The sequence below is a fragment of the Enterocloster sp. HCN-30185 genome, assembly GCF_037890305.1.
Taxonomy (GTDB): domain Bacteria; phylum Bacillota; class Clostridia; order Lachnospirales; family Lachnospiraceae; genus Enterocloster.
In genome coordinates, this window is the sequence record NZ_JBBKBT010000001.1 from 43,450 (window position 1) to 67,987 (window position 24,538).

25 protein-coding genes are annotated in these 24,538 nt (G+C 47.9%); 6 read left to right on the forward strand and 19 right to left on the reverse strand.

Annotated features, from left to right (window positions below):
* Positions 1-52: 52 nt before the first annotated feature.
* From cobI to WKT10_RS00210, 5 genes are all read right to left on the reverse strand, one after another.
* Positions 53-745: a precorrin-2 C(20)-methyltransferase gene (gene cobI / locus WKT10_RS00190; protein WP_340274644.1), complete on the reverse strand. Its 693-nt coding sequence runs from the start codon at positions 743-745 to the stop codon at positions 53-55.
* An 80-nt stretch (positions 746-825) separates the two neighbouring features.
* The gene (locus WKT10_RS00195) at positions 826-2,277 is read right to left on the reverse strand and encodes a 4Fe-4S dicluster domain-containing protein (protein ID WP_340274646.1); all 1,452 of its coding nucleotides are present in this window, start codon (positions 2,275-2,277) and stop codon (positions 826-828) included.
* A gap of 94 nt (positions 2,278-2,371) precedes the next feature.
* Positions 2,372-3,550, reverse strand: a complete 1,179-nt coding sequence (locus tag WKT10_RS00200) for a SpoIIE family protein phosphatase (RefSeq protein ID WP_337434046.1) — start codon at positions 3,548-3,550, stop codon at positions 2,372-2,374.
* A gap of 3 nt (positions 3,551-3,553) precedes the next feature.
* A complete protein-coding gene (locus tag WKT10_RS00205; protein ID WP_340274651.1) occupies positions 3,554-5,557 on the reverse strand; it encodes a [Fe-Fe] hydrogenase large subunit C-terminal domain-containing protein in 2,004 nt (667 codons plus the stop codon).
* A gap of 2 nt (positions 5,558-5,559) precedes the next feature.
* Positions 5,560-5,799, reverse strand: coding sequence for a (2Fe-2S) ferredoxin domain-containing protein (locus WKT10_RS00210; RefSeq protein WP_066545236.1), 240 nt, complete (start codon positions 5,797-5,799; stop codon positions 5,560-5,562).
* 230 nt (positions 5,800-6,029) lie between these two features.
* On the opposite strand from WKT10_RS00210, the gene WKT10_RS00215 reads away from it, so the two are divergent.
* On the forward strand, positions 6,030-6,887 hold the full coding sequence (locus WKT10_RS00215; RefSeq protein WP_340274656.1) for a patatin-like phospholipase family protein: 858 nt from the start codon (positions 6,030-6,032) through the stop codon (positions 6,885-6,887).
* 101 nt (positions 6,888-6,988) lie between these two features.
* Here WKT10_RS00215 and WKT10_RS00220 read toward each other — a convergent pair whose 3' ends face one another.
* Both WKT10_RS00220 and WKT10_RS00225 read right to left on the reverse strand, forming a co-directional pair.
* Positions 6,989-8,269 (reverse strand): TRAP transporter large permease, encoded by a 1,281-nt coding sequence (locus tag WKT10_RS00220; RefSeq protein WP_340274658.1) that lies wholly within the window; start codon positions 8,267-8,269, stop codon positions 6,989-6,991.
* Positions 8,270-8,272: 3 nt separating this feature from the next.
* Entirely contained in the window at positions 8,273-8,761 is a 489-nt protein-coding gene (locus WKT10_RS00225; RefSeq protein WP_340274660.1) for a TRAP transporter small permease, read from the reverse strand.
* A 294-nt stretch (positions 8,762-9,055) separates the two neighbouring features.
* On the opposite strand from WKT10_RS00225, the gene WKT10_RS00230 reads away from it, so the two are divergent.
* Positions 9,056-10,330, forward strand: coding sequence for an IS110 family transposase (locus WKT10_RS00230; protein ID WP_340274662.1), 1,275 nt, complete (start codon positions 9,056-9,058; stop codon positions 10,328-10,330).
* A 197-nt stretch (positions 10,331-10,527) separates the two neighbouring features.
* Here the strand turns inward: WKT10_RS00230 and WKT10_RS00235 are convergent, their stop codons facing one another.
* Both WKT10_RS00235 and WKT10_RS00240 read right to left on the reverse strand, forming a co-directional pair.
* Positions 10,528-11,625 carry a TRAP transporter substrate-binding protein gene (locus WKT10_RS00235; RefSeq protein ID WP_340274664.1) on the reverse strand — a complete coding sequence of 366 codons (1,098 nt, stop codon included), beginning with the start codon at positions 11,623-11,625 and terminating at the stop codon, positions 10,528-10,530.
* Positions 11,626-12,077: 452 nt separating this feature from the next.
* Positions 12,078-12,425: a hypothetical protein gene (locus tag WKT10_RS00240; RefSeq protein WP_340274666.1), complete on the reverse strand. Its 348-nt coding sequence runs from the start codon at positions 12,423-12,425 to the stop codon at positions 12,078-12,080.
* A 139-nt stretch (positions 12,426-12,564) separates the two neighbouring features.
* On the opposite strand from WKT10_RS00240, the gene WKT10_RS00245 reads away from it, so the two are divergent.
* From WKT10_RS00245 to WKT10_RS00255, 3 genes are read left to right on the forward strand one after another with little or no spacing between them, the layout of a single operon-like run.
* Complete coding sequence (locus WKT10_RS00245) at positions 12,565-12,981, forward strand: spore coat associated protein CotJA (protein ID WP_066544181.1); 417 nt, start codon at positions 12,565-12,567, stop codon at positions 12,979-12,981.
* The gene (locus WKT10_RS00250; RefSeq protein WP_066544183.1) at positions 12,978-13,250 is read left to right on the forward strand and encodes a spore coat protein CotJB; all 273 of its coding nucleotides are present in this window, start codon (positions 12,978-12,980) and stop codon (positions 13,248-13,250) included. The genes WKT10_RS00245 and WKT10_RS00250 overlap by 4 nt, the downstream gene beginning before the upstream one ends.
* The gene (locus WKT10_RS00255) at positions 13,250-13,867 is read left to right on the forward strand and encodes a manganese catalase family protein (protein WP_066544185.1); all 618 of its coding nucleotides are present in this window, start codon (positions 13,250-13,252) and stop codon (positions 13,865-13,867) included. The genes WKT10_RS00250 and WKT10_RS00255 overlap by 1 nt, the downstream gene beginning before the upstream one ends.
* A 7-nt stretch (positions 13,868-13,874) precedes the next feature.
* Here the strand turns inward: WKT10_RS00255 and WKT10_RS00260 are convergent, their stop codons facing one another.
* The 10 genes from WKT10_RS00260 to WKT10_RS00305 all read right to left on the reverse strand — a co-directional run bounded on the left by WKT10_RS00260 (position 13,875) and on the right by WKT10_RS00305 (position 23,728).
* Positions 13,875-14,462 carry an ABC transporter ATP-binding protein gene (locus WKT10_RS00260; RefSeq protein ID WP_340274671.1) on the reverse strand — a complete coding sequence of 196 codons (588 nt, stop codon included), beginning with the start codon at positions 14,460-14,462 and terminating at the stop codon, positions 13,875-13,877.
* 12 nt (positions 14,463-14,474) lie between these two features.
* Complete coding sequence (locus WKT10_RS00265) at positions 14,475-15,212, reverse strand: ABC transporter permease (RefSeq protein ID WP_417301358.1); 738 nt, start codon at positions 15,210-15,212, stop codon at positions 14,475-14,477.
* 8 nt (positions 15,213-15,220) lie between these two features.
* The gene (locus WKT10_RS00270; protein ID WP_340274675.1) at positions 15,221-16,336 is read right to left on the reverse strand and encodes an ABC transporter substrate-binding protein; all 1,116 of its coding nucleotides are present in this window, start codon (positions 16,334-16,336) and stop codon (positions 15,221-15,223) included.
* Positions 16,337-16,536: 200 nt separating this feature from the next.
* Positions 16,537-18,264, reverse strand: a complete 1,728-nt coding sequence (locus WKT10_RS00275) for a carbon starvation CstA family protein (protein WP_337434698.1) — start codon at positions 18,262-18,264, stop codon at positions 16,537-16,539.
* Between the two features lie 104 nt (positions 18,265-18,368).
* A complete protein-coding gene (locus WKT10_RS00280; RefSeq protein WP_337434697.1) occupies positions 18,369-18,812 on the reverse strand; it encodes a type II toxin-antitoxin system PemK/MazF family toxin in 444 nt (147 codons plus the stop codon).
* Positions 18,813-18,962: 150 nt separating this feature from the next.
* Positions 18,963-20,444 carry an AMP-binding protein gene (locus WKT10_RS00285; protein WP_340274681.1) on the reverse strand — a complete coding sequence of 494 codons (1,482 nt, stop codon included), beginning with the start codon at positions 20,442-20,444 and terminating at the stop codon, positions 18,963-18,965.
* A 24-nt stretch (positions 20,445-20,468) separates the two neighbouring features.
* Positions 20,469-20,702 (reverse strand): acyl carrier protein, encoded by a 234-nt coding sequence (locus tag WKT10_RS00290; RefSeq protein ID WP_317438199.1) that lies wholly within the window; start codon positions 20,700-20,702, stop codon positions 20,469-20,471.
* A 19-nt stretch (positions 20,703-20,721) separates the two neighbouring features.
* Positions 20,722-22,137, reverse strand: a complete 1,416-nt coding sequence (locus WKT10_RS00295) for a condensation domain-containing protein (RefSeq protein ID WP_337434695.1) — start codon at positions 22,135-22,137, stop codon at positions 20,722-20,724.
* The gene (locus WKT10_RS00300) at positions 22,134-23,102 is read right to left on the reverse strand and encodes an alpha/beta hydrolase (protein WP_337434694.1); all 969 of its coding nucleotides are present in this window, start codon (positions 23,100-23,102) and stop codon (positions 22,134-22,136) included. Before WKT10_RS00300 ends, WKT10_RS00295 begins: the two co-directional genes overlap by 4 nt.
* Positions 23,099-23,728: a 4'-phosphopantetheinyl transferase family protein gene (locus WKT10_RS00305; RefSeq protein ID WP_337932424.1), complete on the reverse strand. Its 630-nt coding sequence runs from the start codon at positions 23,726-23,728 to the stop codon at positions 23,099-23,101. The genes WKT10_RS00300 and WKT10_RS00305 overlap by 4 nt, the downstream gene beginning before the upstream one ends.
* Before the next feature lie 191 nt (positions 23,729-23,919).
* On the opposite strand from WKT10_RS00305, the gene WKT10_RS00310 reads away from it, so the two are divergent.
* On the forward strand, positions 23,920-24,537 hold the full coding sequence (locus WKT10_RS00310) for a TetR/AcrR family transcriptional regulator (RefSeq protein ID WP_337932426.1): 618 nt from the start codon (positions 23,920-23,922) through the stop codon (positions 24,535-24,537).
* Position 24,538 lies beyond the last annotated feature (1 nt).

Here is a 24,538-nt window from a genome sequence, read left to right on the forward strand (position 1 = left end):
TGACCGCCCACTATTTACCATCGCAGACATTTTAACGAAAACCACCCTATTTTTACCATTTTTGTTGTTCTTTTACCACAATAATCGAATAATACCCTGCCTGATCCGGAATTTGCTCTGTTCCTCTGAAAATCATTTCATTTTCCATGCCGCAGTTTTCCACCATAACTGCCCCTGCCTTCTGTTCCAGCAGCGTTTTTTTCACCGTATCCATTTTAGAGGCTGCCTTCATAAGTACCTTTGTGCCGGAAAGGGACAGAGTCTCCTCCACTCCGTAAGCAGAAGGAACGATATGAAGCTGCTCAGACCGATCCGCGAGGCTGTCTCCGAGACGGGCGCTGACCGCACAAAAGGAGGGAACGCCGCTTATGATCTGTGTTTCGTAGCCTCTGGCCTTTATGATACGGTGAAGATAAATATAGGTGCTGTATATTGTAGGATCGCCCAGGGTCAGGCAGGCTACGTCCTTTCCTGCTTTTAACTGCTCCTCTACCAGATCTGCGGCCTGCTCATAGGCTGCGTTTAAAACCGTCCTGTCCTTTGTCATGGGAACTGCGAGAGAAAGACACGCCTTTTGATCCAGCTCAGGCAGAAGCCCTCTGGCAATCTGGTAACTCACTGCCTGCTCTCTTGTCCGGGCAGGGACAGCCAGAACCTCACATTTTTTTATAGTTTCTGCCGCAAGAAAGGTCATAAGCCTTGGATCTCCCGGTCCTACGCCTACGCCGTATAAAATTCCATGCATAAATAATCATTCTTCCTTTCTCTTGTTTTTATTCTTTTAAAAAGAAATCCGGGAAGCATATCCGCCTCCCGGATTTCTTTTTAATGTCTGTGCATAGAGAACTGATCCATGGGATATTTATTCAGATTTTCCAGAATTCTTCTGTCATCTGCCTCTCCGATCAGCTGGTCTCTGGCCTTCTTTGCCTCTGTCTCACCCTTATGCTTGCTGGGGCCGCCGACACAGCCCCCTGCGCAGACCATGCCCTCAACAAAGTCCTCAGGCAGACGGCCTACCTTCATGAGAAGAAGCGCCTTTTTACACTCGGCTCCTCCATTGCAGCGAAGTACCTTTGCGTCAAAGTTTTCTTCTCTCTCCTTCATGCACTCTACAACAGCCGCCGTTACGCCTCCGCCGTTTCCAAAACGCTTTCCGAATACAGAGCCTTCCTGATACTCGTTCGTTGCGGGCTGCAGCTCTACACCCTTGGCGCGCATCATGGCGCGGATCTCGCCAAAGGTCATAACATAATCTGCATTTCCCTCAATATTCAGATCCAGGCTCTCACTCTTTTTCGCAATACACGGGCCAATAAATACAGTCACTACATCATGATCCTGGCTCTTTAACAGTCTGGATACGGCGCACATAGGTGATACGGTAGTTGACATATTGTCAAGAAGCATAGGGAAATGCTGCTTGATCATATTTACAAATGCGGGGCAGCAGGATGTAGTCATCTTCTTGCCCTCTTTGTAGGCCTCTGCCCACTCCTCTGCCTCATAAGCTGCCGTCATGTCGCCGCCCAGAGCCACTTCAACCATGTCTGCAAAGCCCATCTGCTTTAAGGCCACGCGCCAGCTCTCCATGGTGATATCCGATCCGAACTGTCCTTCCGTCGCGGGCGCCACCATGGCGACTACCTTCTTGCCTGCCTTGATCAGACGGATCACATCTACCATAAAGGTCTTGGAACCAATAGCTCCAAAGGGGCAGCTGTGGATACAGGCGCCGCACTGGATACACTTCTTTTCATCGATCACACAGATGCCATACTCGTCATATGTGATCGCATCTACCGGACAGACCTTTTTGCATGGGCGCTCCAGATGGGCGATCGCATTATAAGGACAGGCCTGTGCGCACTTGCCGCACTCCTTGCACTTATTTGGATCAATATAGGCATGGTCGTGACCCATGGTGATGGCTCCAAAATTACAGGAATTCTGGCAGGCCTTTCCCATACACTTGCGGCAGTTATCTGTGACAATATAGGACGCAATGGGACACTCCTCGCAGGCTGCGTTAATGACCTGAACCACATTGGAACTGTCTCTTCCTGTAGGGCACTTGCCTTCTGCCAGACGGACTCTCTGCTTGATGATCTCACGCTCCTTGTAAATACAGCAGCGGTAGCTGGCCTGAGGGCCCGGAATCATATCATAGGGGATCTCATCCCTTTTTTCCTCCAGATTTCCCTCCCATGCAGCTTTCGCGACCTCATAGAGCACGTCATGTTTCAGGCGCAGGATCGTTGCATCATTTGTTACCATTTTTCATTTCCTCCATTCATAATCCCGGACGCCTGTTCTAAGCGTCCAGACAGCAAATATATATCTTGGAAGGCCCAAAGGGCCCATTGCCAACTTAATAATAGGTGATAACCACCTTTTTTCCCATATCCTCGATCAGATGGCGCAGCTGCTCCACCAGATTCTGGCGGATTCCCAGATCAAAAGGAAGACCCGGATTCTGATAGGCACTGTTGATGGCCTTTCCCACATACAGATGAACCTCCGTACAGTCCTCGATCAGGATCTTTGCCACCATGGAGCCGCCATTGGGCTTATCCAATTCCTCAAAAAAATCCTCCGATACGGTTTCATTCTTTACATACCGCCGCAAAAGCTGCAGCACGCGGTTCAGCGTAAGGACGCCTTCTGTCACCAGATCTACTCCGTCCATATAGGCAATGGGCGGAATCTCCGGATCCACATAGTCCAGCGATACATCCAGCTTCCGGTTCAGAACCCGTGACACAATGGTAGCGCTGGTGCCGCCGCATACAATGGTCGCGGCATTGGGATCGGACATAAAATCCTCTACCATGGCTGTATCATCCTCTGGATTTCGGGCCGGACCAGTCATCAGATGAACCGGCTTGCTGTTTATGATGCGCATACAGGCCACTGTGGTATCGTCTCCCGGATGAAACTGGTACAGCTCGTCACAGGCACGGCTGATGGATGCAGCCAGACGCATGGCGGAAACGGTGATCTGATACTGGCGCACCGCATAGTCCGCTATATCCTTCCACAGCCATCCAAAGTTTAAAAGATCGCCAACTCCCGCATGAATGGTGCCGTCGCTCATAAGGATTAAAGCGTCTCCCTTCTGCACCTTAAAACGGTATTCATTGATCCGTTTTCCCTGAAGTTCCCGGATGTTCTGGGGAATTTCCATCAGTTTTCCGTCCCGGATAAAAATGCAGCCCGGATTGTCATACTCTACCAGATAGGCGTCTCCATTATGGAAAACCTGCAAAATGCTGAAGGTAGAGTAGGCCACCTGGCGCACCTGGCAGATGGGAAGGGTCTCACTGATGGTATCCACACATTCCTCCAGGGTAGCTCCGTTTAAAAACATGGTTCCCAGGATTTTTGAGGTAAGAGTAGATAAAATATTGGCCTTGACCCCGCTTCCCATACCGTCGGCCAGAATCATAATATTGGAATCCTCTGTCTGAAGAATTTCCACCTTGTCGCCGCAGAGGATCTCACTGTACTTGTTCAGGCTTTTGTAAGCAACATCTACCGTTATCTCCATGCGCTACCTCCCAAAGCCCGGAGGCTTAGGCCGGATGCTCCCCAGATGGACATAGCCCGCCGGCTTCTCTGCCGTTTCAGAGCTGTCCGCCTTGGAGGCGGATGCTCCCGATGCTCCCGGCCGTATACCCGTCGCTCCTGAAATGACAGCCTGTGCTCCTGCCTGCCTTGGAGCACCGCCTCCCAGGGAATCCCTTGTCATCACACCGCTTAGTGGAACCGCCCCGCTTCCCATATGGACATTTCCCAAAGGCGGTTCCATTTCATCCTCCTCATGGAGAGAGGAATCGTCTAACAGAGAACGGCACAGTTTGCTTAAGGTAGTTTTGGTTTCCGCCGTCGTTTCTCCCAGAAGGCCTGCAATCTCCTGAGCCACCATCATCTGCTTGTGGATCACCTTCTGAGCCAGATCAATAGTTTCCAGCTTCTTCTCATAATCCTCCTGAGCCAGTTCCTCCTCACGGGTGATATCAATAAAGGTAGCAAGCACTGCATTTTCCTTTTCTATGTATACAATGTTCTGGAGTGTGGACAAATGGTACTCCGGATAGCTGACCCGCTTTCCATGGATATTCTGATGGGTATCGAATACCCACTGGAAATCCACCGGATCAATAAATTCATACAGATACATCTCAAGAGCCTCTGAGCGTGTCTTTCCAAAGTATTTCTCTCCCACATCGGAATACTCTAAAATCCGCATATCCGGCCCTACAATGAGCACAATATTGGGAGAAGTTTCCATTACCAGATTAGACATGGATTCTGCCTTTTCATGCATATAGGGAATGCACATGGAAACCTCTGCCTTGTGCTGGAATACGGCGATCGCCTTTTCCCGACAGGTAGGATAACCGCAGGCTCCGCAGTTTAACTCATCCTCTGGCTTAAATTTATTCGTCATGCGCAGGATCTGGCGGATCTGCTCCTCCGTCGGCATAGGATCTTTAGGCGAACGGTCTAAAAACTCTTTTCTGAAAGAAACTGCCTCAACCGCATGCTCCATCTGGGAACGGTCGGCCGGCTCCCTGCAGATCCGTTCCTCCATATCCAGCTTTACTTTAAAGCGTGAAATAAACTCCTCATCATCTACCGTCGGCCCCTTAATACAGCCGCCGGCGCACATATTCATTTCAATAAAGCACCCTTTGATCTCTCCCCTGGCCATGCTCCTGCACAGGTCAATACAGTTTGTCTCCCCATGGACATAGAACTTGCGGTAGCCGTCTCCCCTGCTTTCTTCCTCAGCCAGTACCGAATTTACCACTCCGTTTGTAACAGGATACAGGCGGTTTACCTTGGGATCAAAGGCCGTAAAGGGCATATCCTCACAATCCTCAATGGAAATTTCCTCCTGATCCAGCCATTTTTTCATATCCCGGAAATTCAAGACCGCATCAATGCAGTTATCATGGCGAGGATCGTTTGCCTCCTTCTTTTTTGCAATACAGGGGCCTAAAAATACTATCTTCACCTCACGCCCCAGTTCTTCCTTTAAAATGCGTCCGTGGGCGATCATGGGAGATACCACCGGCGCAAGGTATTTTACCAGCTCCGGATAGTAAATCTCGATCAGGTCATTGACACTGGGGCAGCAGGTAGTAATGATATTTTCCATCTGATGCTCCTTAAGCAGTCTGGCATACTCTGCCGTCACATAGGCAGCGCCCTCGGATGTTTCCCTCACATCCTCAAACCCCAGACGGATCAGTGCCCCACGGACCTGGCCGATGGTCTTATATTTTAACAGACCCATATAAGAGGGTGCAATGGAAACCACTACCCTCTCGCCGGCTGCGATCCAGCCCTTCACCAGCTCCAGATCGCTTCTGAGCGTCTTTGCAGACTGCGGACATATCTTCAGGCAGTGGCCGCAGAGAATACATTTATCAGGCATGATCACGGCTCGTCCATCCTTGACCTGGATGGCCTTTACCTCGCAGTAGCGGACGCATTTATAGCAGTGCTTACATTTTGTGGCCTTGAAATCAATGATTTCCATGCCCATAATCACAGTCTCCCTTTGATCTCGTTTTCAAAAAACGCTTCTGTGTCCTCCGGCTTCAATGAATATAACTCTCCGTCCACAGTCACACATACGCCGTGGTCGCAGTTTCCGGAGCAGAAAGCTCCGTTTAAGTCAACCTGTTCCGACAGGCCGTTTTCATTTACAAGCTTCTGAAGCTTTTCAATAATCTCTCTGGAACCCTTTAAATGGCAGGCGCTTCCAATACATATTGTTACTTTCATTTTCACTTCACCCTCCGTTATTCGTTTCACTCTGTCTGTATGTTCTTTATCCTTTATACAGGGGTCTCCCCACATGTAATGCCATTATCTCATATTGTCATATTTTTATCAATAATATTTCTGCAAAAACAAAGGTTTTCCGATGGAAAAGTGTGGTATACTGGATATATTTCAAACGATATGCCTGCCGGACAGAACCGCCCGGCAAAGCCAAATGGAGGAATCAGAAAATGGAACAAAAGACAGGACTTGTGCTGGAAGGCGGCGGAATGCGCGGGATCTATACAGCCGGCGTGCTGGATCTCTTTATGGATCAGGGAGTAACCTTTGACGGAGTGATCGGAGTATCCGCAGGAGCCATCCACGGCTGCAGCTTTCTTTCCGGACAGCGCGGGCGGAACATCCGATATTATAAAAAATACTGTCAGGATCCTCGCTTTATGAGCGTTAGAAACCTTATCCTCACCGGAGACATCGCAGGAGAACGGTTCTGCTACCACACGCTGCCGGAAAAGCTGGATCCTTATGACTATACAGCCTTTAACAATAATCCGGCCGAATTTTATGTAGGCTGCAGCAATGTAGAAACAGGAAAACCGGAGTATCTGCATCTGACCGACATGAAACAGCAGATCGACTATCTGCGGGCCTCTGCATCACTGCCTCTGGTATCAAAAATCGTACATGCCGGAGGGAAAAAGCTGCTAGACGGCGGCTGTACGGACAGCATCCCGGTAAAAGCCTTTATGGAGCTTGGATACCCAAGGAATGTTGTTGTCCTTACCCGCCACAGGGGTTACCGGAAAAAAGCAGAGGGAACCCGGCTTACCGAACTGTGCTACCGCCATTATCCTGCCTTTGTAAAAGCCATTAAAAACCGGCCATCCGTGTACAACCGGACGCTGGATGAGATCGAGTCTCTGGAAAACAGCAGCCAGGCCTTTGTGATCCGCCCCAGCAGGCCTCTTACCATCGGACGAATGGAAAAGGATCCGCAAAAACTTCAGCTTGTTTACGAGCTTGGGTATCAGGACGTAGCCAGATGCCTTTTAGACCTTTTATCCTGGAAACAGGGACCGGCCAGATGACCGGTCCCTGTTCATATCTTTCTTTTTCATATTTTATCAAAAAATCACCGGGTCGAAAAATCAATCCAGTGATTTTTATATACATTTTCAACTGCACAGCCTTAAGCGCCCAGAAGCATCTCTGCAATACCAGATGTCAGGAACGGTACAAATGTAACAAGTCCTAATACGATGAAATTGGAAATCAGATAGGGAATCAATTCCTTAACAACTCCTGTCAGCTTTGTCTCACCAATATTGGTGGCTGCAAACAAACATACCCCCACCGGAGGAGTACACAGACCAAGAACCAGATTCAATACAACCATAACACCGAACTGAATTGGATCTACGCCTACCATAAGAACCAGATTTAAAAGAACTGGAAACAGAATCAGGATTGCTGCGATGGTTTCCATAAACATACCAACAAACACCAAAAGCAGGTTAATCAAAATAAGAATGATATATTTATTGCTGGTCAGAGACAACATTGCATCTGCTACCATCTGCGGAATCTGCTCTTTGGTCAGGATATATGCAAATACGTTCGCCATACCTACCAAAACCATGATACCTGCACTGGAGGTAACTGTAGATTTCATACTCTCAATCAGACGCGGGATCGTCAGTTCTTTATAAATAAAGAAGCCAACAAAAATACCATATACAACTGCCAGAATAGAAGCCTCTGTCGGCGTTACAAAACCAAAGCAGATACCGGATAGAATAATCAGAGTCATCAGAATTGCAAAGAAGGATTCCTTCGCAGATACCAAAACTTCTTTTAAAGTAGACCGCCTCTCTGCTTTTGGATAATGGCGCTTCTTGGAAATATACCAGGAAACAAAAATCATACCAAGTCCCATCAAAATTCCAGGAACCATACCTGCAACAAACATCTTAGATACGGAAAGTCCTGTCATGGTTGCAGCCATAATCATAGGAACAGACGGAGGAATGATCGGTCCAATACAGGAAGATGCAGCAGTTACCGCACAGGAGAAATCTGCATCATAGCCTTCTTTTTTCATAGACGGAATCAAAACACCTCCCACACTTACCGTATCAGCTAGAGCCGTACCGGAAATACCTGCAAACAGCATGGAGGCAACAACGTTCGCAATTGCCAGACCGCCAGTAATATGACCAACAATTTTATTACAGAAACCAATCAAACGCTCTGTGATACCACCCTGATTCATCAGAGATCCTGCAAATACGAAGCCCGGAATACAAAGCAGTGTAAAAGAATTCAGACCTGCAAAAAATCTCTGGGCAAACATATACAGAGACATATCATTTCCTATAAAATATACTAGCGAAGAAAGCCCTAGGCTGAATGCAACTGGCACACCCAGTCCCAAACATACAATGAATGTAATAAATAATACAGCTACCATACCCTATGCCTCCTCCTTTTCAGTAAATAACATATACAGTCTCATCAAAAAGCTAAGCATATAAAAGCCAAACAGAATTACTTCCGACATATAAACATATTTCATCGGAATTTCCAACGCTGTGGAAACCATCGCCGGCGGTGTAATTGCAATCAAACCCTTACTGCTCATCACACATTTCAAAAATACAAATGCAGAAAACGCTGTTAGCGCTACCAATACAAGTGTTTTAATTCCTTTCTGAACACTCTTTGGAAACATCTCTGTCAACATTTCTACACCAACGTATTCATCTGTAATAACTGCAGCATTTCCTCCAAAAGCAACCATATAAATAAACAAGAAACGTGCAGCCTCTTCTGTCCAGTTCGGAGCTGTAGGAAGGAAGGTACGAGCAGTAACCTGAATCAAAACACTTCCAATAAAACCAACTAAACCAATAATTCCGATATAAGTCATAATAAGCTTATATTGGTTAATAATTTTATTCATACTAATCTCCATTCCGCCGCCTTCGGCTGGCGGCACAAATAGTAATGAAAGTGTTCCAACTCTCTACACTGTGCTGTAAAATAGTTTGCAAGAAGCTACACTACAAAGCACGGGAGGAGGAGTTGTAATAACTTCCTTCGTTTTAGACAGCATATTAATCAGTGTAAGTTCTGCCTTTTCAAGCACAAATAAGTGGCATCATGAATCCGTACACTAAGAATTGTTTAAGCCTTTCGTTTAATTGTGTGGCAGTTCAGTCAATGGCTTCTTATCATTCACGAAAGGAGTCTGACTATGAAAGTTACTTATCAAACCTGTTGTGGTGTCGATGTTCACAAATCTTTTCTCGTTGCCACAATTGTAAAAACTACCGGCGGCATTGAGCCTTCTTATCAAAAGGAGCGTTTTTCCACCTTTAACAATTCAATTCTTGAATTCAAGCAATGGCTTCTCGACAATGATTGCCATGATGTCTGCATGGAATCCACAGGTAAATACTGGGTTCCTGTCTTTAATCTTCTGGAAGATGATATCAATGTTGTCATTGCCAATCCTAAATGGGTAAAGGCGGTGAAAGGCAACAAAGATGATACAAAAGATTCTAAATGGATTGGGGATTTGTTCCGTCTTGGACTTGTCAAAGGCAGTTATATTCCCTGCAAGAAAGTCCGTATTCTCAGGGAATACACTCGCTATCGTTACAAGCTTGTTTCCTGCCGTTCAAGTGAAAAGAATAGATATCAGAATGCTCTTACTGTTTGCAATGTTGCATTAGATTCTGTTGTTTCCGATATCTTTGGGAAGTCATCCACATCCATTATCGACTATCTACTTGAACAATCGGGTTCATCCATTAACCACGAAGAAATCGCATCAAAACTTCTTCGGAGCCTCAAATCCAAAGAAGATGCTGTTATAGAATCCGTCGAAGGATATCAGATGACTGATGCCCAAAAATACCGTATGCGCCTTGTCCGCGCACATATGGATTATATCACAGCCGAAATCAATGATGTTGATAAAATGATAGAAAATATGATTTCTTCTAACACTGATTTTGAAAATGCTGTCCAGTTCCTCTGTACCATTCCGGGTGTCAAACGTGATAGTGCAATCACTATCATCTCCGAAATTGGCACTGATATGTCTCAGTTCTCAAGTTCCAGACGTTTATGTTGCTGGGCTGGTTTAACACCTGGCAGCAATGAATCTGCTGGTAAGAAGAAATCTGTCCGGATTACACGTGCCGGAGTCTACCTCAAACCTGCATTAGTACAGTGTGCTCATGCAGCCGTAAAATCTGACAAATCTCCTTACTACAAAAAGAAATATGAATCTCTTGTTAAACGTCGTGGCAAGAAAAGAGCCATTATCGCTATTGCCCGTATGATTCTTACCGCCATCTACCAGATGCTGTCTACTGGTGAGCAGTGGAATCCGAGCGATCTTTACAAAATCGACATGCCTGTAGCTCTTGTTGAAAAACAAAAGGCGAAGGCTATCAAACAAGCCAAGAAACTATTGCAACGAGAAGGGTTACTTCCTCCTGATGAACCATTAGCTTCTTGAACTAATTTCCTAACTCTATAACACTTCAAAAAGTTGCCTGCTTTAGACAGCTTATTCAAGTGCGCCAATCTATGGCTTTCCTCTACTTTCTTTCACACTACCTCCTGAATTAATCTCAGCATACTTTTAATAGCAGCGCACATAATGAATGCCGGTTCCTGTCTAACAGGAAACCGGCATTGCCTTATATCTCTGAATTATTTTGCCGGATCAGCAGCAACCATCTTCTCATAGATTGCTTTCTGTTTATCGGATAATACCTCAAGCACACCAGAAACAGCTTTCTCCTTAAATGGAGTCTGGTCAACCTCAATGAAGGTCATCCCTTTCTCTTCAAGAGTGCTCTTTAACTGAGCTTCGTCCGCTAGGAACAGCTCATGCTCATAAGCAATGGCCTCAGAAGCACACTCCTGAATCATAGCCTGCGCTTCTGGAGAAAAACTTGAAAATCTTGCTTCGGAAATAGCCATATAAACCCACGCTCTCAGATGCTCTGTTTCAATAACATAATCCTGAACTTCGTACAGAGATGCGTCATAGATATTTGCAAGAGGATTCTCCTGTCCATGGATAACGCCCTGCTGTAAGGATGTGAAAATCTCAGAGAATGCCATCGGAGTTGGCTTTGCACCCATAGCTTCAAATGCTGCCATAGTCATTTTTGACTCTGGAGTACGAATAATAAAACCCTTCAAATCATCTGGGGTGTGAATTTCCTTATTAGAAGTAATGTTACGTGGTCCACGCTTAACAGCGCCTAAACTTCTAAGACCTGCCTTTAGCATCAGATCCTCCAGTTCTTTACCTACATCACCCTCCAGAACCGCATCCATATGTTCATCACTGGTAATAGCATATGGCATACCAATGATACCCAACTCTTCAACATAAGTCTGCATAGATTCGCCAGTCAGAACAATATCGCAATCCCCCATACCAGCAATTGCAGACTGTACTGTTTCAATCTCAGAACCAAGCTGGTTATTTGGATAAATAGTAACTGTAATATTTCCTCCCGATTTTTCTTCAATCAGTTCTTTGAATTTCTCAGCCATCTTATGCCAGGTATGAGTCTCTGCATTGATATGACTGAATACCAAATCGATTTTCTCCACCTCTGTTGATGCCGCTTCACCAGCAGGCTCTTTTTCCTTTTCTGCTTCTGCAGACACCGGAGCAGCATTTTCTTTTTGCGCTTCTGTTGCTGCCGATCCGGAACCTCCACATCCCGCCAACATGCTGGCCGCCATTACAGCTGCAGCACCAAGAGCCATAAATTTTTTCACCTTTCTCATAGTTGTAACTCCTCCTCTTTTTAATGTTTCTGTAGTCTTAACACGTTATTTGCAGATTTATATAAAATCTTAACGTATTATTAACACCCCGCTTGTATATTAGCACAAAAATACAGAATATTAAATACTCAATTTTATACGATTTTCTTCTATGTTTTTTGTTTATCTTTAACATAAGTACAAATTTTGCACAAAAAATATTGACAATAAAAAACTATATGTAATCCATCTTACATATCAGTTAATTAAAAATACAATTATTTTGTTTTTATTTCCAACAAAAATATGTATGTTTGATTGATTGAATTATTATATAGTCTTCCATATTTTTGTATATTATACAAAACCACCTGTTTGCAAACAAATATCCCCATCATGTCAAAACAGTTACAAATGCAGAGAAGTCCCGGTAAATGCCGGGACTTTTCCTGCAATTTGAATTTTTATACGTTTTAATCTCCGCAGCTATTTCTGTCTCTGCCATTCCGGCCCCAGACAGCATCATTCCAGCCCTGCCAGTACCCCCAGTTCCAGCCGTCGCGGTATCCCTGACGGTATGCCCGGCGTTCCCTGTCCGCTGCCTGTGTTCCGCCGCAGCCGCAGGAACCGGTCGTTCCGGTACCGCCAGACTCCGTATTGCAGTTTCGGCAGCCGCAGCAGCAGCCGGAAATCCTGCATCCGCAGCCGCATCTGTTTTGGCATCCGCAGCCACATCTGTTTTGACATCCACAGCCAGAGCCATTTCCATTCTGTTCTGCATTTCTGCATCCATTATTACAACAGCATAAAAGACAACACATAATCTCTACTCTCCTTTTTTAATTGGTTGTACCATATCATATGGGACAGTGAGACAAAGTGTTCCTGCGCAAAAACCGTCACCTGTTATGTATCTCTTCATAAAATAATAAAGAAAGAATAAAAAGGAGATTTCAAACAATGGAAGCATATATGGATGCAAAAGCTTCGACCTGCAGCTGCGGATGCGGATGCAGAAGCCGTGTCGTTCCCGGCGTATCAGACAGACCGGCCGCACAGCCGGAATATTCCGGACCATCCCCCCAGATGTGGCCCGGATGGGATATGAATCAGTCCCTTCCTTATGGAGAAGCCGGATATCCCCAGACAGGATATCCTCAGATAGGAACAAATATGAATCAGGGAAGTACCGTATGGCCCATCGTGAACTGCCCGGATACCACAGCCGGTTATCTGGAGCAGCATCACCCCGTAGCTATGGCCTATGTACCGTGGCAGCAGTGGCAGACTGCCTATGCGCCTGAACGCGGCCTCATGCAGGGAACCATCTTCCCTGACCTGGATCTTCCATTTAATTACGGGAGGTGCGGACGATGACAGAACATCTTCAGAACCCATCAAGAGGAGCCATGCTCCAGGCAGTAAACCAGACCAGCTTTGCCGTGGTGGAGGCCAATCTCTATCTGGACACTCATCCCTGTGATATGGAAGCTCTCTCCTATCTCAATCAGATGATGGAAGCCTACAAAAACGCAAAAGCCGCCTATGAGGCCCAGTTTGGCCCCTTAAATGCGGGCAATGTGACTGAAAATGCCTACTGGACCTGGGTCAGTGATCCCTGGCCATGGGAAGGAGGGAATTTATAATGTGGATTTATGAAAAACGTCTCCAGTTTCCGGTAAATATTAAGGAGCCGAATGCCAAACTGGCGCAGTTTATTATGAGTCAGTACGGCGGCCCCGACGGCGAGATGGGCGCATCCATGCGCTATCTGTCCCAGCGCTACGCCATGCCTTATAAAGAAGGCAAGGCTGTTTTGACCGATATCGGCACAGAGGAACTAGCACATCTGGAAATGATCGCCGCCATTGTCCATCAGCTGACCCGGAACCTCACAGCCGAGCAGCTGGTAGAACAGGGCTTCGGACCCTATTATATTGACCATGCCACCGGAATCTGGCCTCAGGCCGCAGGCGGCATTCCCTTTAATGCCTGCGAATTCCAGTCCAAGGGCGATGTGATCACAGACCTTCATGAAGATATGGCAGCAGAACAAAAAGCCCGGAGTACCTATGACAACATCCTCCGGGTAGTAACAGACTATGACGTATGCGAACCTATCAAGTTCCTGAGAGAACGTGAGATCGTCCATTACCAGCGGTTCGGTGAAACCCTCCGAATCACCCAGGAAAAACTGGACAGCCGGAATTTCTATGCCTTTAATCCGGCCTTTGATCCGGATCAGGCGCCCCAGCCCCGATAAGCAGCCCTTAATCCAGCTGTATCCGGACTCCGCCAAGGAGCTTTACGTCTTCCTCCTGATGGGTTGTGATCAGGAGGAAACGGTTCCGGCGGTTTTCCAGAATATAGCGGATCACCTCCAGTTTAAGGGCCTCATCAAGCCCGGTAAAGGGTTCATCCATTACAAGCATATGGGAAGGCGCAAGAACGGCCCGCAGAATGGCGGTGCGCCGCTTCATCCCTCCGCTCAAGGTGGACACGGGGCGGGTAAGGCATTCTTTAGGAAGTAAGCAGGTCATGGCCTGAGCCAGTTTTTCTTCCTTCCATTTTTCTTTTAATGCCATCTGCACATTTTCCATAGGGGAAAAGGAAGGACAGAGACGATCCTCCTGAAAAACTGCCGAAATCCTCAAAGGCCACCCAGGGCCCCCCTGAGTAAAAATCCTTCCGCTGTCAGCCGTTTCAAGCCCCATGAGGATCCGAAGAAAGGTTGTTTTTCCTGAGCCTGAGGGCGACATCAGGCAATAACAGGCATCCTGCTCCAGCGTCAGGCTCAGATCCCGAAGGACCTGCAGTTCTCCGTATTTTTTAGAAAGATGCTCGATGCAAAGCTTCATACAACCTCCTCATCAGTGGCGTACCCGCATAAGCAGGCTCAGAAAAAAGCGCTCAAAGACAGCGCTGATCACAATAATGGCAAAGGTCCAGGCAAACAGGCCCGCTGTATCCAGATAGAGCTTGGAATAGTAGAGCTGCTCTCCGATCGACGCCTGAGGTATGCCGATCACCTCTGCCGCAACTCCTGATTTCCAGCTCATCCCAAGAGCCGTACGGCAGCTGCTTAAAAGATAAGGGTGAACGGCCGGAATATATATATATCGAAGGCGTTTGAAAAAGGAAAACGAAAAAACTCGGCTCATTTCCAAAAGCTCCCTGTCCGTATGTTCCAGACCGGTCAGCGTTCCCGTATAGATCATAGGGATCACAACCAGAAATGAAATAAACACGGACAGGCCGTCAGAGCCGATCCAGATCAGTGCCAGGATCACAAAGGAGGCCACGGGAACGGAACGGATCAGCAGCATGGGAGGTTCCAGAAGATCCTTTACAAAGGAACAGGCGTAACTGGCCCACCCCAGGAGAATCCCCAGAACAAAAGCCATGAGAAAGCCGGCGCTGATCTTAAAAAATGAATGAAGCAGCGTCTGCCAGAAGGAAACTTCCGGTAAAAGCTGCCAAAGGGCCCCAAGCATATCGAAGGGCCCCACAAAAATCACATCATTCTGGATGGCTAAGTGAGCGGCCTGCCAGAGAACCGCCCAGAAAAGCCATATCATATATGTTTTTAAATGCGAAGATATTTTCATGTTTTTCATTATGGCAGATAGTAGAAGTCATCTCCGGGAAGCGTTCCGCCGATGGACTTGGCATCCTGTCCGGAAAGCACCTCCAGATAGCCGGAAAGGGCCTGTTTCATTTCTTCACCGGTAATGCATACAATATTGCAGAGAGGCATCGCTTTCTGGGCCATAGCAGCCTTTTCTACGATCCCAATATCAGCTACCAGCTGTGCGGCCTTTTCAGGCTCAGCAGATGTATACTCCGCAGATTCTGCATGATCCTTTAAAAACCGCTCCACAGCAGCCTCATGCTCCTCTAAAAATCCGGTGCGGACAATGGTAACTCCCGTAACCATCCGGCTGTTTCCTTCCTTATTTAAAAGATCCCACTGCTCGGTCAGATCCATCACTGTTTTCAGCTCCGGATTCTGCATACAGGCCGCTGAAGCAAAGGGCTGAGGGAGCACGCCGATGGCAGACGGATCTTCCTTTAATATAGAAGCAACCTCTGCAGCCTCGGATTTAAACTCCATGGTTACATCCCCGGAGCCAAGGCCGTTTTCAGCCAGAAGATAATTCATGGCAAATTCCGGCGTGGTTCCTTTTCCTGTCATATATACGGTTTTACCCTTCAAATCTTCCATTGTGGAAATGGAATCATCCGAAGCCACTACATACAAAACTCCCAGTGTATTGATATCAATGACCTTTACCTGCCCCTGCGTCTTATTGTAAAGCACGCTGGCTACATTGGCAGGCACCAGCGCAATATCCAGGCTTCCGTTTGCAATATTTCCTACCAGCTCATCTGCCTTCCCTGCCATGGTAAATTCATATGTATTGGCAGTTTCTCCGTTTTTGGCAGTTTCCATCAGATAGGCCAGTCCCATAGAGGTAGGTCCCTTTAAGGAGCCCACACGGACAGCGGATGCGCCGGAACCTTCCTTCTCCTCTTCTGAAACCGCCTCAGAACCGGTATTTTCTGCCTCAGTGGATTCTGCCTCTGAATGTTCCGTTTCCTCTGGAACCTCCTGAGAAGCTGCCTTGGAAGAAGCGGAAGGAGCCGCGTTATCGCCAGCTGCGCCGCAGCCGGTTACAGCGAAGGCTGCTGCAGTTAAGAGTGCAGTCAATACAGAAATTTGTTTTTTCACAGTACATTCTCCTCTCTGGCACCCTCTGGATGCCATCCCTTACTATAGCACATTTTTTCCTGTTTTTCCATCCTCACCGCCGGAAAAACAGAATCGCCTCCAGCGTTCGAACAGCTCAAATCCATAAAAACGGACGGCCCTCAACGGGATTCCGTCCGTTTTTCTTATTTTCTTAAATACTCATTTTTCCCCTGGATCATTTATGCGCCTGCCTGAATACCGGTCTTTCCCACGCTCTTTTCCCGAACCTCCTTTTTCCGAAACAGCTCACGACCGGAGGTATACACGATGATCACACCGAGAACCATTAAAAGAGCGGCAATGATCAGCTGCAGTCCCTCTACCATAAATACGGCGCTTCCTGCGCCAAAAGCATGAACAAGTGCAATGGAACGCTCAATTAAAGCGGTAAAGGTAACGCAGAGCATGATAATAAGCGGAGGGAACAGCGTTCTGTTTTCTCTGCCCGTAACCTTTAAAAAGACGCACAGCGTAATGAGAACCAGAGCACTCAAAAGCTGATTGGCGCTTCCAAAAAGAGGCCAGATATTGGAATATCCGATTTTTGTCAGGATAAAGCCGCAGGCTAATGTGATCATAGTTGCAAAATATTTATTGCATACCACCTGCCTCCAGTGCTCCGCCTGTTCCATATCATCTGTACTGAACAGCTCCTGAAAGGACATACGGCCGATTCTTGCAACGGAATCAAGGCTTGTAAGAGCCAGAGCTGATACACACATGGTCATAAAGCACTGGGCTACATACATAGGGATTCCAAACATTTCCAGAAATCCTGCCACACCGGCTGAAAAGATCTGGAAGGGAGTACCCACAGCAGGCGTTCCGTCTGCTCCTGCAGCAGCGCCTGCCACACACAGGGCCAAAACTGCCAGAAGACTTTCCAGAACCATTGCTCCATATCCCACTTTCAGCATATCCTTTTCATTGGAAATGGTCTTGGATGAAGTTCCTGATGATACCAGGCTGTGAAATCCGGATACAGCTCCGCAGGCTACCGTAACAAACAGAATAGGAAACATATCTCCCATGGATGCATTTTTAAAGCCTGTGTATGCAGGGAGGTTCATGGACGGATGCGCCACTGCCAGACCCGCCGCAGCACCAATGATCATGCCGGCAAACATAAAGGTTGTCATATAATCCCTGGGCTGCATCAGAAGCCACATGGGGAGCACGGCTGCCATGAAGATATATGCAAAGGTCAGATAGGACCAGGTATCCTTTCCTGCTGCCAGCGGAAATGCCATTCCAATCCCAAGAGCAGCCGCCGTACAGGCCAGTCCCGCTGCCGTTTTCTTCCAGCCCTTTAACTGTAGTTTTTTCTGGATCACTCCAAATATCATCGCAAATACAATAAACAGAAGGGAAATACTTCCTGCCGCTCCATTGGTCTGTGCGGCCGGAGAAAGAACTGCCGCTCCGTCAGCCACGGTATATGCGTTAAACGTACCTGCCACCATATCTGCAAAAGCTGCGATTACGATCAGGGTAAAAAGCCAGCAAAATAAAAGAAACAGTTTTCTCCCTGTCTTTCCAATATACCGCTCGATCAGAAGCCCCATGGACTTTCCTTCATTCTTTACACTGGCATACAGTGCTCCGAAATCCGTAACTGCTCCAAAGAAAATGCCTCCCAGGATCACCCACAAAAGCACGGGCAGCCATCCAAAAGCAGCGGCCTGGATCGCTCCGGTCACAGGGCCGGCCCCCGCAATGGATGAAAACTGGTGGGCGAATACCGTCCATCCGTCTGTAGGCACATAATCCTGTCCGTCTTCCAGTGCACAGGCAGGCGTTTTGGCCTTGGGATCTATGCCCCATTTTTCTGCCAGCCAACGGCCATACAGGGTATATCCCGCCAAAAGACATACCGCTGCGATCATTACAATTACAAGTGTGTTCATACTCTTATCTCCTTCCTTCTGGAATAACTGTCATTATAATCCCTTTTATTCGGAAGTCAATCAGATAGAACATACCGTATTTTCATATTTTTTATTCTTTCAGGTTATGTTTGTGCCATAATCTCATAACTGCCAGACATATTTCTGCCAGACCGGAAATACCATTCCAGCCCCAGGCTAGCTGCCATGGCGCGGTCCACACCGCCCATCTGCCGCCGGTCCAGGTGCCCTATGTATTCCTTTAAGCGGCTGCGGTCAATGGTGCGGATCTGCTCTGTAAGCACCGTAGAATCCTGTTTTAGTCCGCACAATGTCTTATCCAGGCTTACATGGGTAGGAATCGCCGCCTTGGTGGTTCGGCTGGTAATGGCAGCTACGATCACCGTCGGGCTGTGGCGGTTTCCCGTGTCATTCTGGATGACTAAAACTGGCCGGATCCCTCCCTGCTCCGATCCCCTGACCGGTGAAAGGTCTGCATAAAAGAGGTCTCCCCGGATCACCGGGCGGTACGTCTGTCTATTTCCATTCCAGTCTGAATTTCGTTCCATGGCTTGTCTCCTTATTTTGAGTTTCATCACTTCATTCATACACTCATAGGATTCCCAATTCCGGAGATTTCAAACATTTCCTGAAAAAAACATGAAAAAGCCCCATCCTCAGAGGACAAGGCCATTCATTTTCCTTTATTCTGTTTTGCTTTAAAACCGCTTGATTTTTCCTGCGGCTGTTCGTTCAAAAGGTACTTCTCTCACGATCAGCCTGGCAATGCGCTTATAGACAGGCATAGACCCATTCAGGCGGTCAACCAGCTCCTGAAGAAGCGGCTCTGGCTCTGTAATCGTATGCTTTTCCATATATTCCGGATCCGGGAAGATCTCTGCCTCGATGACCTTCTCATGCTCGCGCACCAGAATCTCTTTTACCAGATCATTGCGTCCCAGCTCATTTTCCAGCTCCTCAGGAGATACATTTTCCCCGTTTGCAAGGATGATCAGGTTCTTTCTGCGGCCGGTAAGAAATACAAAGCGATCCTCGTCCACATAGCCTAAGTCTCCTGTCTTTAACCAGCCGTCCTCCAGAGCGGCAGCCGTTTCCTCAGGCATCTTGTAATATCCCTGCATCACGCTGCTTCCCCGTACCCAGAGCTCGTAATCCACGGTCTTTGCCTCGCAGTTTGGCAGAAGTTTTCCTACGGATCCGATCTTATTTTCCCACTCCAGATTGGTGCTGATCACAGGAGAACACTCCGTCATGCCGTATCCCTGAAGAATGGTGATGCCAAACTCCTTAAAAAGACGGATACAGTCCGGATCGAGGTAAGCGCCTCCGCTGCAGATGGTCTTAAGCTTTCCGCCGAATATGGCCGCTGCAGCCTGTTCCTTTGGAACAGACGGATCGATCTCCTTTAATTTTCCTGCCAGCGATTCGATGATCATAGGCACCAAAAGCACGATTTCCGGCTGGAACAGCTTTAAATTTCTCTGGAACCGCATGATCGAATCATTGATGCAGATGATCATTCCAATGGAAATGCCCTTTATAATGTCCATGGTCAGACAGTACACATGGTTAATGGGAAGAACGGTCAGGGATACGGTTCCCTGAGGGATCTTCATATCCAGACACAGGGCATTGTCCGCCAGATTCCGGTGGGTCAGCATAACGCCCTTGCTCTTTCCTGTGGTTCCTGAGGTAAAAAGAATGGTACACAGATCCTCCGGTTTTACCTCACAGTGAAATTCTCCCCGGTATGCCTCTAAAAGCTCGGGCAGAGACTGGATGGAAAGAAACTCACGGATCTTTGGACAGGAAGAAGCGGCCGCCTCTGCCACATCCATCCTCACCTCATCAAACACCAGCATTTCCACATCTGCCCGGTTTAGGAGTTCACAGACTGCCTCTGCAGGAAGCTGTACATCAATGGGAACTGCCACACTTTTACTGTTTGCCGCGCCAAAATATGAAGTGATCCATCCATAGCTGGTAGGGCCGATGACAGCAATATGCTTTCCTCTCATCCCCTTTTCTTCCAGCATACGTCCAAAGGCCATGGTATCCCTGTGCAGATCTTCATAGGTCTTTTCCTCAAGCTCCCGCTTTACCTTATAGCGGAACGCGGTCTGGCTGCCGTAAGAATCAGCCGCCCGGCTTATGATCTCCTGTAATGTATTTGCTTCCATTCCTTCTCCTTCCTCGTTCCCGCCTCAGACAGCCTGCTGCAGGGACTGGATATACTCCATGGCGTCCTTTACTGTCTTTACATTGACCACTTCCCGCTCGTCCACTTCAACGTCCCAGTGCTCCTCGATCTCTCCGACCATACTCATAAAATCATAGGAATTAAAGCCCAAGTCCTCCACAAAACGGGAATCCTCCCGGATTTCTCCCGGTTCTACATCTACATACTCACAGATCATCTCTTTTAACTCTTCAAACATATCCTTTTTCTCCCTCTTTTTATACCATGTCAATAATCTCTCCTACCGTCCTGCTGCAGTCCTCCACACCTCTGAAAATGATCCTGCACAGATAGTAGTATACCTCTTCCAGTTTCTGGGGCGTCACAATACCGGTCTGGTACTCAAAGCAGAAATCCAGACCATCGTCCAGAGCGCGGTGGCTCACAGTCAGATACAGCGGCTGTCCTGCCACACCATTGGAGTAACGGGCTGTATCATAGCGGATCCCGCCCATCTTATCAAGGCCCGGCCCCTCATATTTCATAGCCAGAGGCTGATAGGTCAGAGCCAGGGGCTCATAGGTCAGGCCGTCTTCCAGGTTATAAAATTTCTTTCTGTAATTAAAATACTCCGTAGGGCTGTAGCTTGCGTGCCGGAAATACTGATTCTGTGTATCCCGGATGATCTCCATTCCCTCTAAGAAGGTCTTGTCCCGTGAAATAATGGTCCTAAAGGGGAAGCAGTGGATCCTGGTACCGCCGCATCGCTTCTCGGTCAGAGTGGCCCTTCTTGCAATAGTGGTCGTAAGAGAAACATCCTCATTTCCGTTCTGCTTCTGAAGATAGGTCCTAAGGCCCATGAGCAGAAGGCAGGTCATGGAGATCCTGTGTTCCTCACAGAACGTTAAAAGCCGTTCCGACGGCTCCGGTTCCAGCCGGAAAGTGGTAATATTGGCTGATACATCCTCCGGAATGGTGCGGGCCGCCCTCTGATCCGGGTTGCCGGAAGCCTTTCTCTGCTGTTCAAGAAGCCCTGGACCGTAGATGCTGTTAAAGATCGGCTCCGATGTGCCGATCAGCTTTTCAAAAAATTCCCGGTCTCTCTGGCTGGATGTACTTCCCGCCTCATAAGCCAGATCCTTTTCCAGCTGCTTTATGTAAGAGGTCATGGCCTTTGGATAAGCAATCACCTCGTCTCCAAACATCTTATGGCTGTAGATTTCAATGATATCCCTGTAAAACAGGATCAGGGACTGGGCATCCATGGTCATGTGGTCTACGCACACATAGGTTCCCTGAAAGCCGTTTGGAAGGCGGATCATCACAATGCGGTGCATGGGAGAATCGTAACGCTCAAAGGGAAGCTCGGTCCACTCCCTCATCTTCGCCTCTGCGTCCTCCATTTTCCAGCCGCAAAAGTCAAAGTGTCCGATCTCAGAGTGATCCTCCTTTACCACATACTGGTACTCTTTTCCCTCTTTTTTGTCATGGGCAAAACGGATCCGCATTCCCTCGCAGCGGGAAATCGCTTCCTTAATGCTCTCCCGCAGCACCTCCCAGTCCAGATCGATCTCAATAGTCAGGCTGGAGCCGATATTTAATACCTGCTTTTGGGGACAGTATTTCAGACAGTAAAAATGCAGCTTCTGCGCCTCGGTCAGCGGATATACCTTACAGCCCCTTCTCGTTTTCATTCCTCACATACCCCTTTCGTAAATGCACGTTCCATCAGTTTCCTTACAGCCGCCTCATAAGCCGGACGATCCTTATAATATGCCTCTGCATGGGAAGCTCCCTCTATGATCAGAAGATCCTTTGGAGCAGCGCAGGCTTCGTAGAGCTCATGCACCATAGAGCAGGGCACAAAGGTATCCTTTGATCCGTGGATAAACAGCATGGGGATCTTAGCCTTTTTTACCTCATCTCTGGCATTGCACTCATCCAGGCCATATCCGGCTTCCTTTTTTGCCATCCGGTCGGACAGATCCATTAAGGGAAATGCCGGCATATGATAGGTTGTCTTAAGAACAGAGGTAAATACCTCTTTGGCAGAGGTAAAGGCGCAGTCGGAAACAGCCCCCTTTACCTGCGGCGGAAGCTCAAGTCCTACTGCCATATCCACCGTAGCGGCTCCCATGGAAATGCCCTGAAGCAGAAGCTCACAGTCCTCTCCCAGACGCCCTGCCATGTATTCCATCCATTTTTTTGCATCCAGACGGTCCAGACAGCCAAAACCGATATAGGTACCCTCGCTGTCTCCATGGGCTCTCTCATCCACCGTCAGGACGCCCAGCCCGCATCCCATATAAAACCGGGCCAGGGACGGGTAATCATTCAGTCCCCGGCTGGTATAGCCATGAAAGCAGATCACGGCCCGTTTGGGATCCTTTCCCGGAAAGTATGTTCCGTGAAGCTTTAAGCCATCCTCAGACTGTATGTACACATCCTCATGGGGCTGGCTTAAAAACCACTGGCGGTTTTCCTCCATAAAGGGCAGATAGACGCTCCAGTCCGTACCTGCCATTTTCTGGGTCCGCTTATTATCCGCCTTTCCCCGCATCAGCGTCCGGCGCAGAAAATAGCGCGCCAGCGCATACTCTCCCGCAGCAAGCAAAGCTGCCGCTCCGGCTCCCATTCCCAACATCCACTTTATTTTCATCCTGCCGCTCCTTTTTTATCCGGATCCGTATCCCTCATACAGACCCCTATATGATACGCATCTCCCAGCTGGGCCTCAAAAAAGCGCCAGCCGGGGATATCTGCTGTAAAACCGTGGCGATCTCCCAGATCCAGAGGAAGTTCAAAGGAAGCTGTCCCATAAAAAATACACTCCGGCTCTCTTTCCAGCCTGTTTGCAAATGAAATCTGCCGAAAGGGAAAGGCAAGTCCCCTGCCGTCTGCCTTTGCATAGCTTTCCTTTAACGTCCACAAACGGAGCGCAGTTTTCTCTGCCTCTTTCTCCTTCTTTTCACAAATCCATCTATATTCTTCCGGAGAACATATCCTCCTGACCAGCCCTTTGCTGCAGGGCTTTCGGACCTGGATATCAATCCCTACTGGATGGCTGCAGACCGCACAGACGGCCATTCCCTCTGTATGGCTGATACTAAAAAAAACTCCTGGACTGTCTTTTAGAAAGGGTTTTCCATTTTCCGGAGCTATCACCTCCCAGGTTCTCCCATATTCCTGCAAAAGCCCCCGCTCAAGAAGCCTTCTTCCCAGGATATGTTCTCTGGACCGGTCGCATTTCCTGCCCTCCGGCCGGTATGCGGCTGCGTAGATCATACTCCCCCTCCTGCTGCGTTCCCATGGTTTTCCCTGGTTTTTCCGTGTTTTCGACCGCTAGTCGAATCGTTTCTGCCTTACAATATCATATTTTCGACCAGTGGTCAAGTGTGGATTTTTTATATCACATATGCTATACTCGAACCATTCTGAAAACCATCCATATGACACTAAAAGAAAGCAGGAACATCATGCAGTATCTGAATAAACGCGAAAAAATCCTGGATGCCATGCAGCAGCTGATGACAACCGCTGATACCCGTTCCATTACGGTCAGTGAGATCGCTCAGAAAGCCGGCATTGGAAAAGGAAGCATCTATTATTATTTTCCCTCTAAAAATGATATTCTGGACGGAGTCATTGAGCGGGCCTATTCCCGCGTTCTGGAAAAGGGAAAGGCTCTGGCCGCTGCCTCAGACATAGATGCCTTCTGTAAAATGGAGATCATCTATCACGCCTGTCTGGAAGCCTCTAAGGAGCTGCGCCGTCAGGAGTCCTTTAACGCCGCCCCCGACGGCCAGGAGCGGGCCTTCATCCATCTGAAATTTGCCAAAGCCATTATCACCCATTTAAGACCTATTCTTGCAGATATCCTCCGGCAGGCTGTGGCAGAAAACGGTGCGGTCTGCGAATATCCGGAGGAAACAGCCTATATCATCCTTCTGGTATTAACCACCACTCTGGACAACCGTCTGGTACCCATGAAGGAAAGCGACGTAAGCCGGATTCTCACTGCATTTACCCAGATGCAGGGCCAGGGGCTCAATATTCCGCCGGAGGTTCTGCATTTTCTGATCCGGGAGGTATAGC

Excerpts from the sequence above, each read along its gene's own strand:
- cobI (WP_340274644.1), bottom strand. The coding sequence starts at position 745 with ATGCATGGAATTTTATACGGCGTAGGCGTAGGACCGGGAGATCCAAGG.
- WKT10_RS00195 (WP_340274646.1), bottom strand. The coding sequence starts at position 2,277 with ATGGTAACAAATGATGCAACGATCCTGCGCCTGAAACATGACGTGCTC.
- WKT10_RS00200 (WP_337434046.1), bottom strand. The coding sequence starts at position 3,550 with ATGGAGATAACGGTAGATGTTGCTTACAAAAGCCTGAACAAGTACAGT.
- WKT10_RS00205 (WP_340274651.1), bottom strand. The coding sequence starts at position 5,557 with ATGGGCATGGAAATCATTGATTTCAAGGCCACAAAATGTAAGCACTGC.
- WKT10_RS00210 (WP_066545236.1), bottom strand. The coding sequence starts at position 5,799 with ATGAAAGTAACAATATGTATTGGAAGCGCCTGCCATTTAAAGGGTTCC.
- WKT10_RS00215 (WP_340274656.1), top strand. The coding sequence starts at position 6,030 with ATGGAACAAAAGACAGGACTTGTGCTGGAAGGCGGCGGAATGCGCGGG.
- WKT10_RS00220 (WP_340274658.1), bottom strand. The coding sequence starts at position 8,269 with ATGGTAGCTGTATTATTTATTACATTCATTGTATGTTTGGGACTGGGT.
- WKT10_RS00225 (WP_340274660.1), bottom strand. The coding sequence starts at position 8,761 with ATGAATAAAATTATTAACCAATATAAGCTTATTATGACTTATATCGGA.
- WKT10_RS00230 (WP_340274662.1), top strand. The coding sequence starts at position 9,056 with ATGAAAGTTACTTATCAAACCTGTTGTGGTGTCGATGTTCACAAATCT.
- WKT10_RS00235 (WP_340274664.1), bottom strand. The coding sequence starts at position 11,625 with ATGAGAAAGGTGAAAAAATTTATGGCTCTTGGTGCTGCAGCTGTAATG.
- WKT10_RS00240 (WP_340274666.1), bottom strand. The coding sequence starts at position 12,425 with ATGTGTTGTCTTTTATGCTGTTGTAATAATGGATGCAGAAATGCAGAA.
- WKT10_RS00245 (WP_066544181.1), top strand. The coding sequence starts at position 12,565 with ATGGAAGCATATATGGATGCAAAAGCTTCGACCTGCAGCTGCGGATGC.
- WKT10_RS00250 (WP_066544183.1), top strand. The coding sequence starts at position 12,978 with ATGACAGAACATCTTCAGAACCCATCAAGAGGAGCCATGCTCCAGGCA.
- WKT10_RS00255 (WP_066544185.1), top strand. The coding sequence starts at position 13,250 with ATGTGGATTTATGAAAAACGTCTCCAGTTTCCGGTAAATATTAAGGAG.
- WKT10_RS00260 (WP_340274671.1), bottom strand. The coding sequence starts at position 14,462 with ATGAAGCTTTGCATCGAGCATCTTTCTAAAAAATACGGAGAACTGCAG.
- WKT10_RS00265 (WP_417301358.1), bottom strand. The coding sequence starts at position 15,212 with ATGAAAATATCTTCGCATTTAAAAACATATATGATATGGCTTTTCTGG.
- WKT10_RS00275 (WP_337434698.1), bottom strand. The coding sequence starts at position 18,264 with ATGAACACACTTGTAATTGTAATGATCGCAGCGGTATGTCTTTTGGCG.
- WKT10_RS00280 (WP_337434697.1), bottom strand. The coding sequence starts at position 18,812 with ATGGAACGAAATTCAGACTGGAATGGAAATAGACAGACGTACCGCCCG.
- WKT10_RS00285 (WP_340274681.1), bottom strand. The coding sequence starts at position 20,444 with ATGGAAGCAAATACATTACAGGAGATCATAAGCCGGGCGGCTGATTCT.
- WKT10_RS00290 (WP_317438199.1), bottom strand. The coding sequence starts at position 20,702 with ATGTTTGAAGAGTTAAAAGAGATGATCTGTGAGTATGTAGATGTAGAA.
- WKT10_RS00295 (WP_337434695.1), bottom strand. The coding sequence starts at position 22,137 with ATGAAAACGAGAAGGGGCTGTAAGGTATATCCGCTGACCGAGGCGCAG.
- WKT10_RS00300 (WP_337434694.1), bottom strand. The coding sequence starts at position 23,102 with ATGAAAATAAAGTGGATGTTGGGAATGGGAGCCGGAGCGGCAGCTTTG.
- WKT10_RS00305 (WP_337932424.1), bottom strand. The coding sequence starts at position 23,728 with ATGATCTACGCAGCCGCATACCGGCCGGAGGGCAGGAAATGCGACCGG.
- WKT10_RS00310 (WP_337932426.1), top strand. The coding sequence starts at position 23,920 with ATGCAGTATCTGAATAAACGCGAAAAAATCCTGGATGCCATGCAGCAG.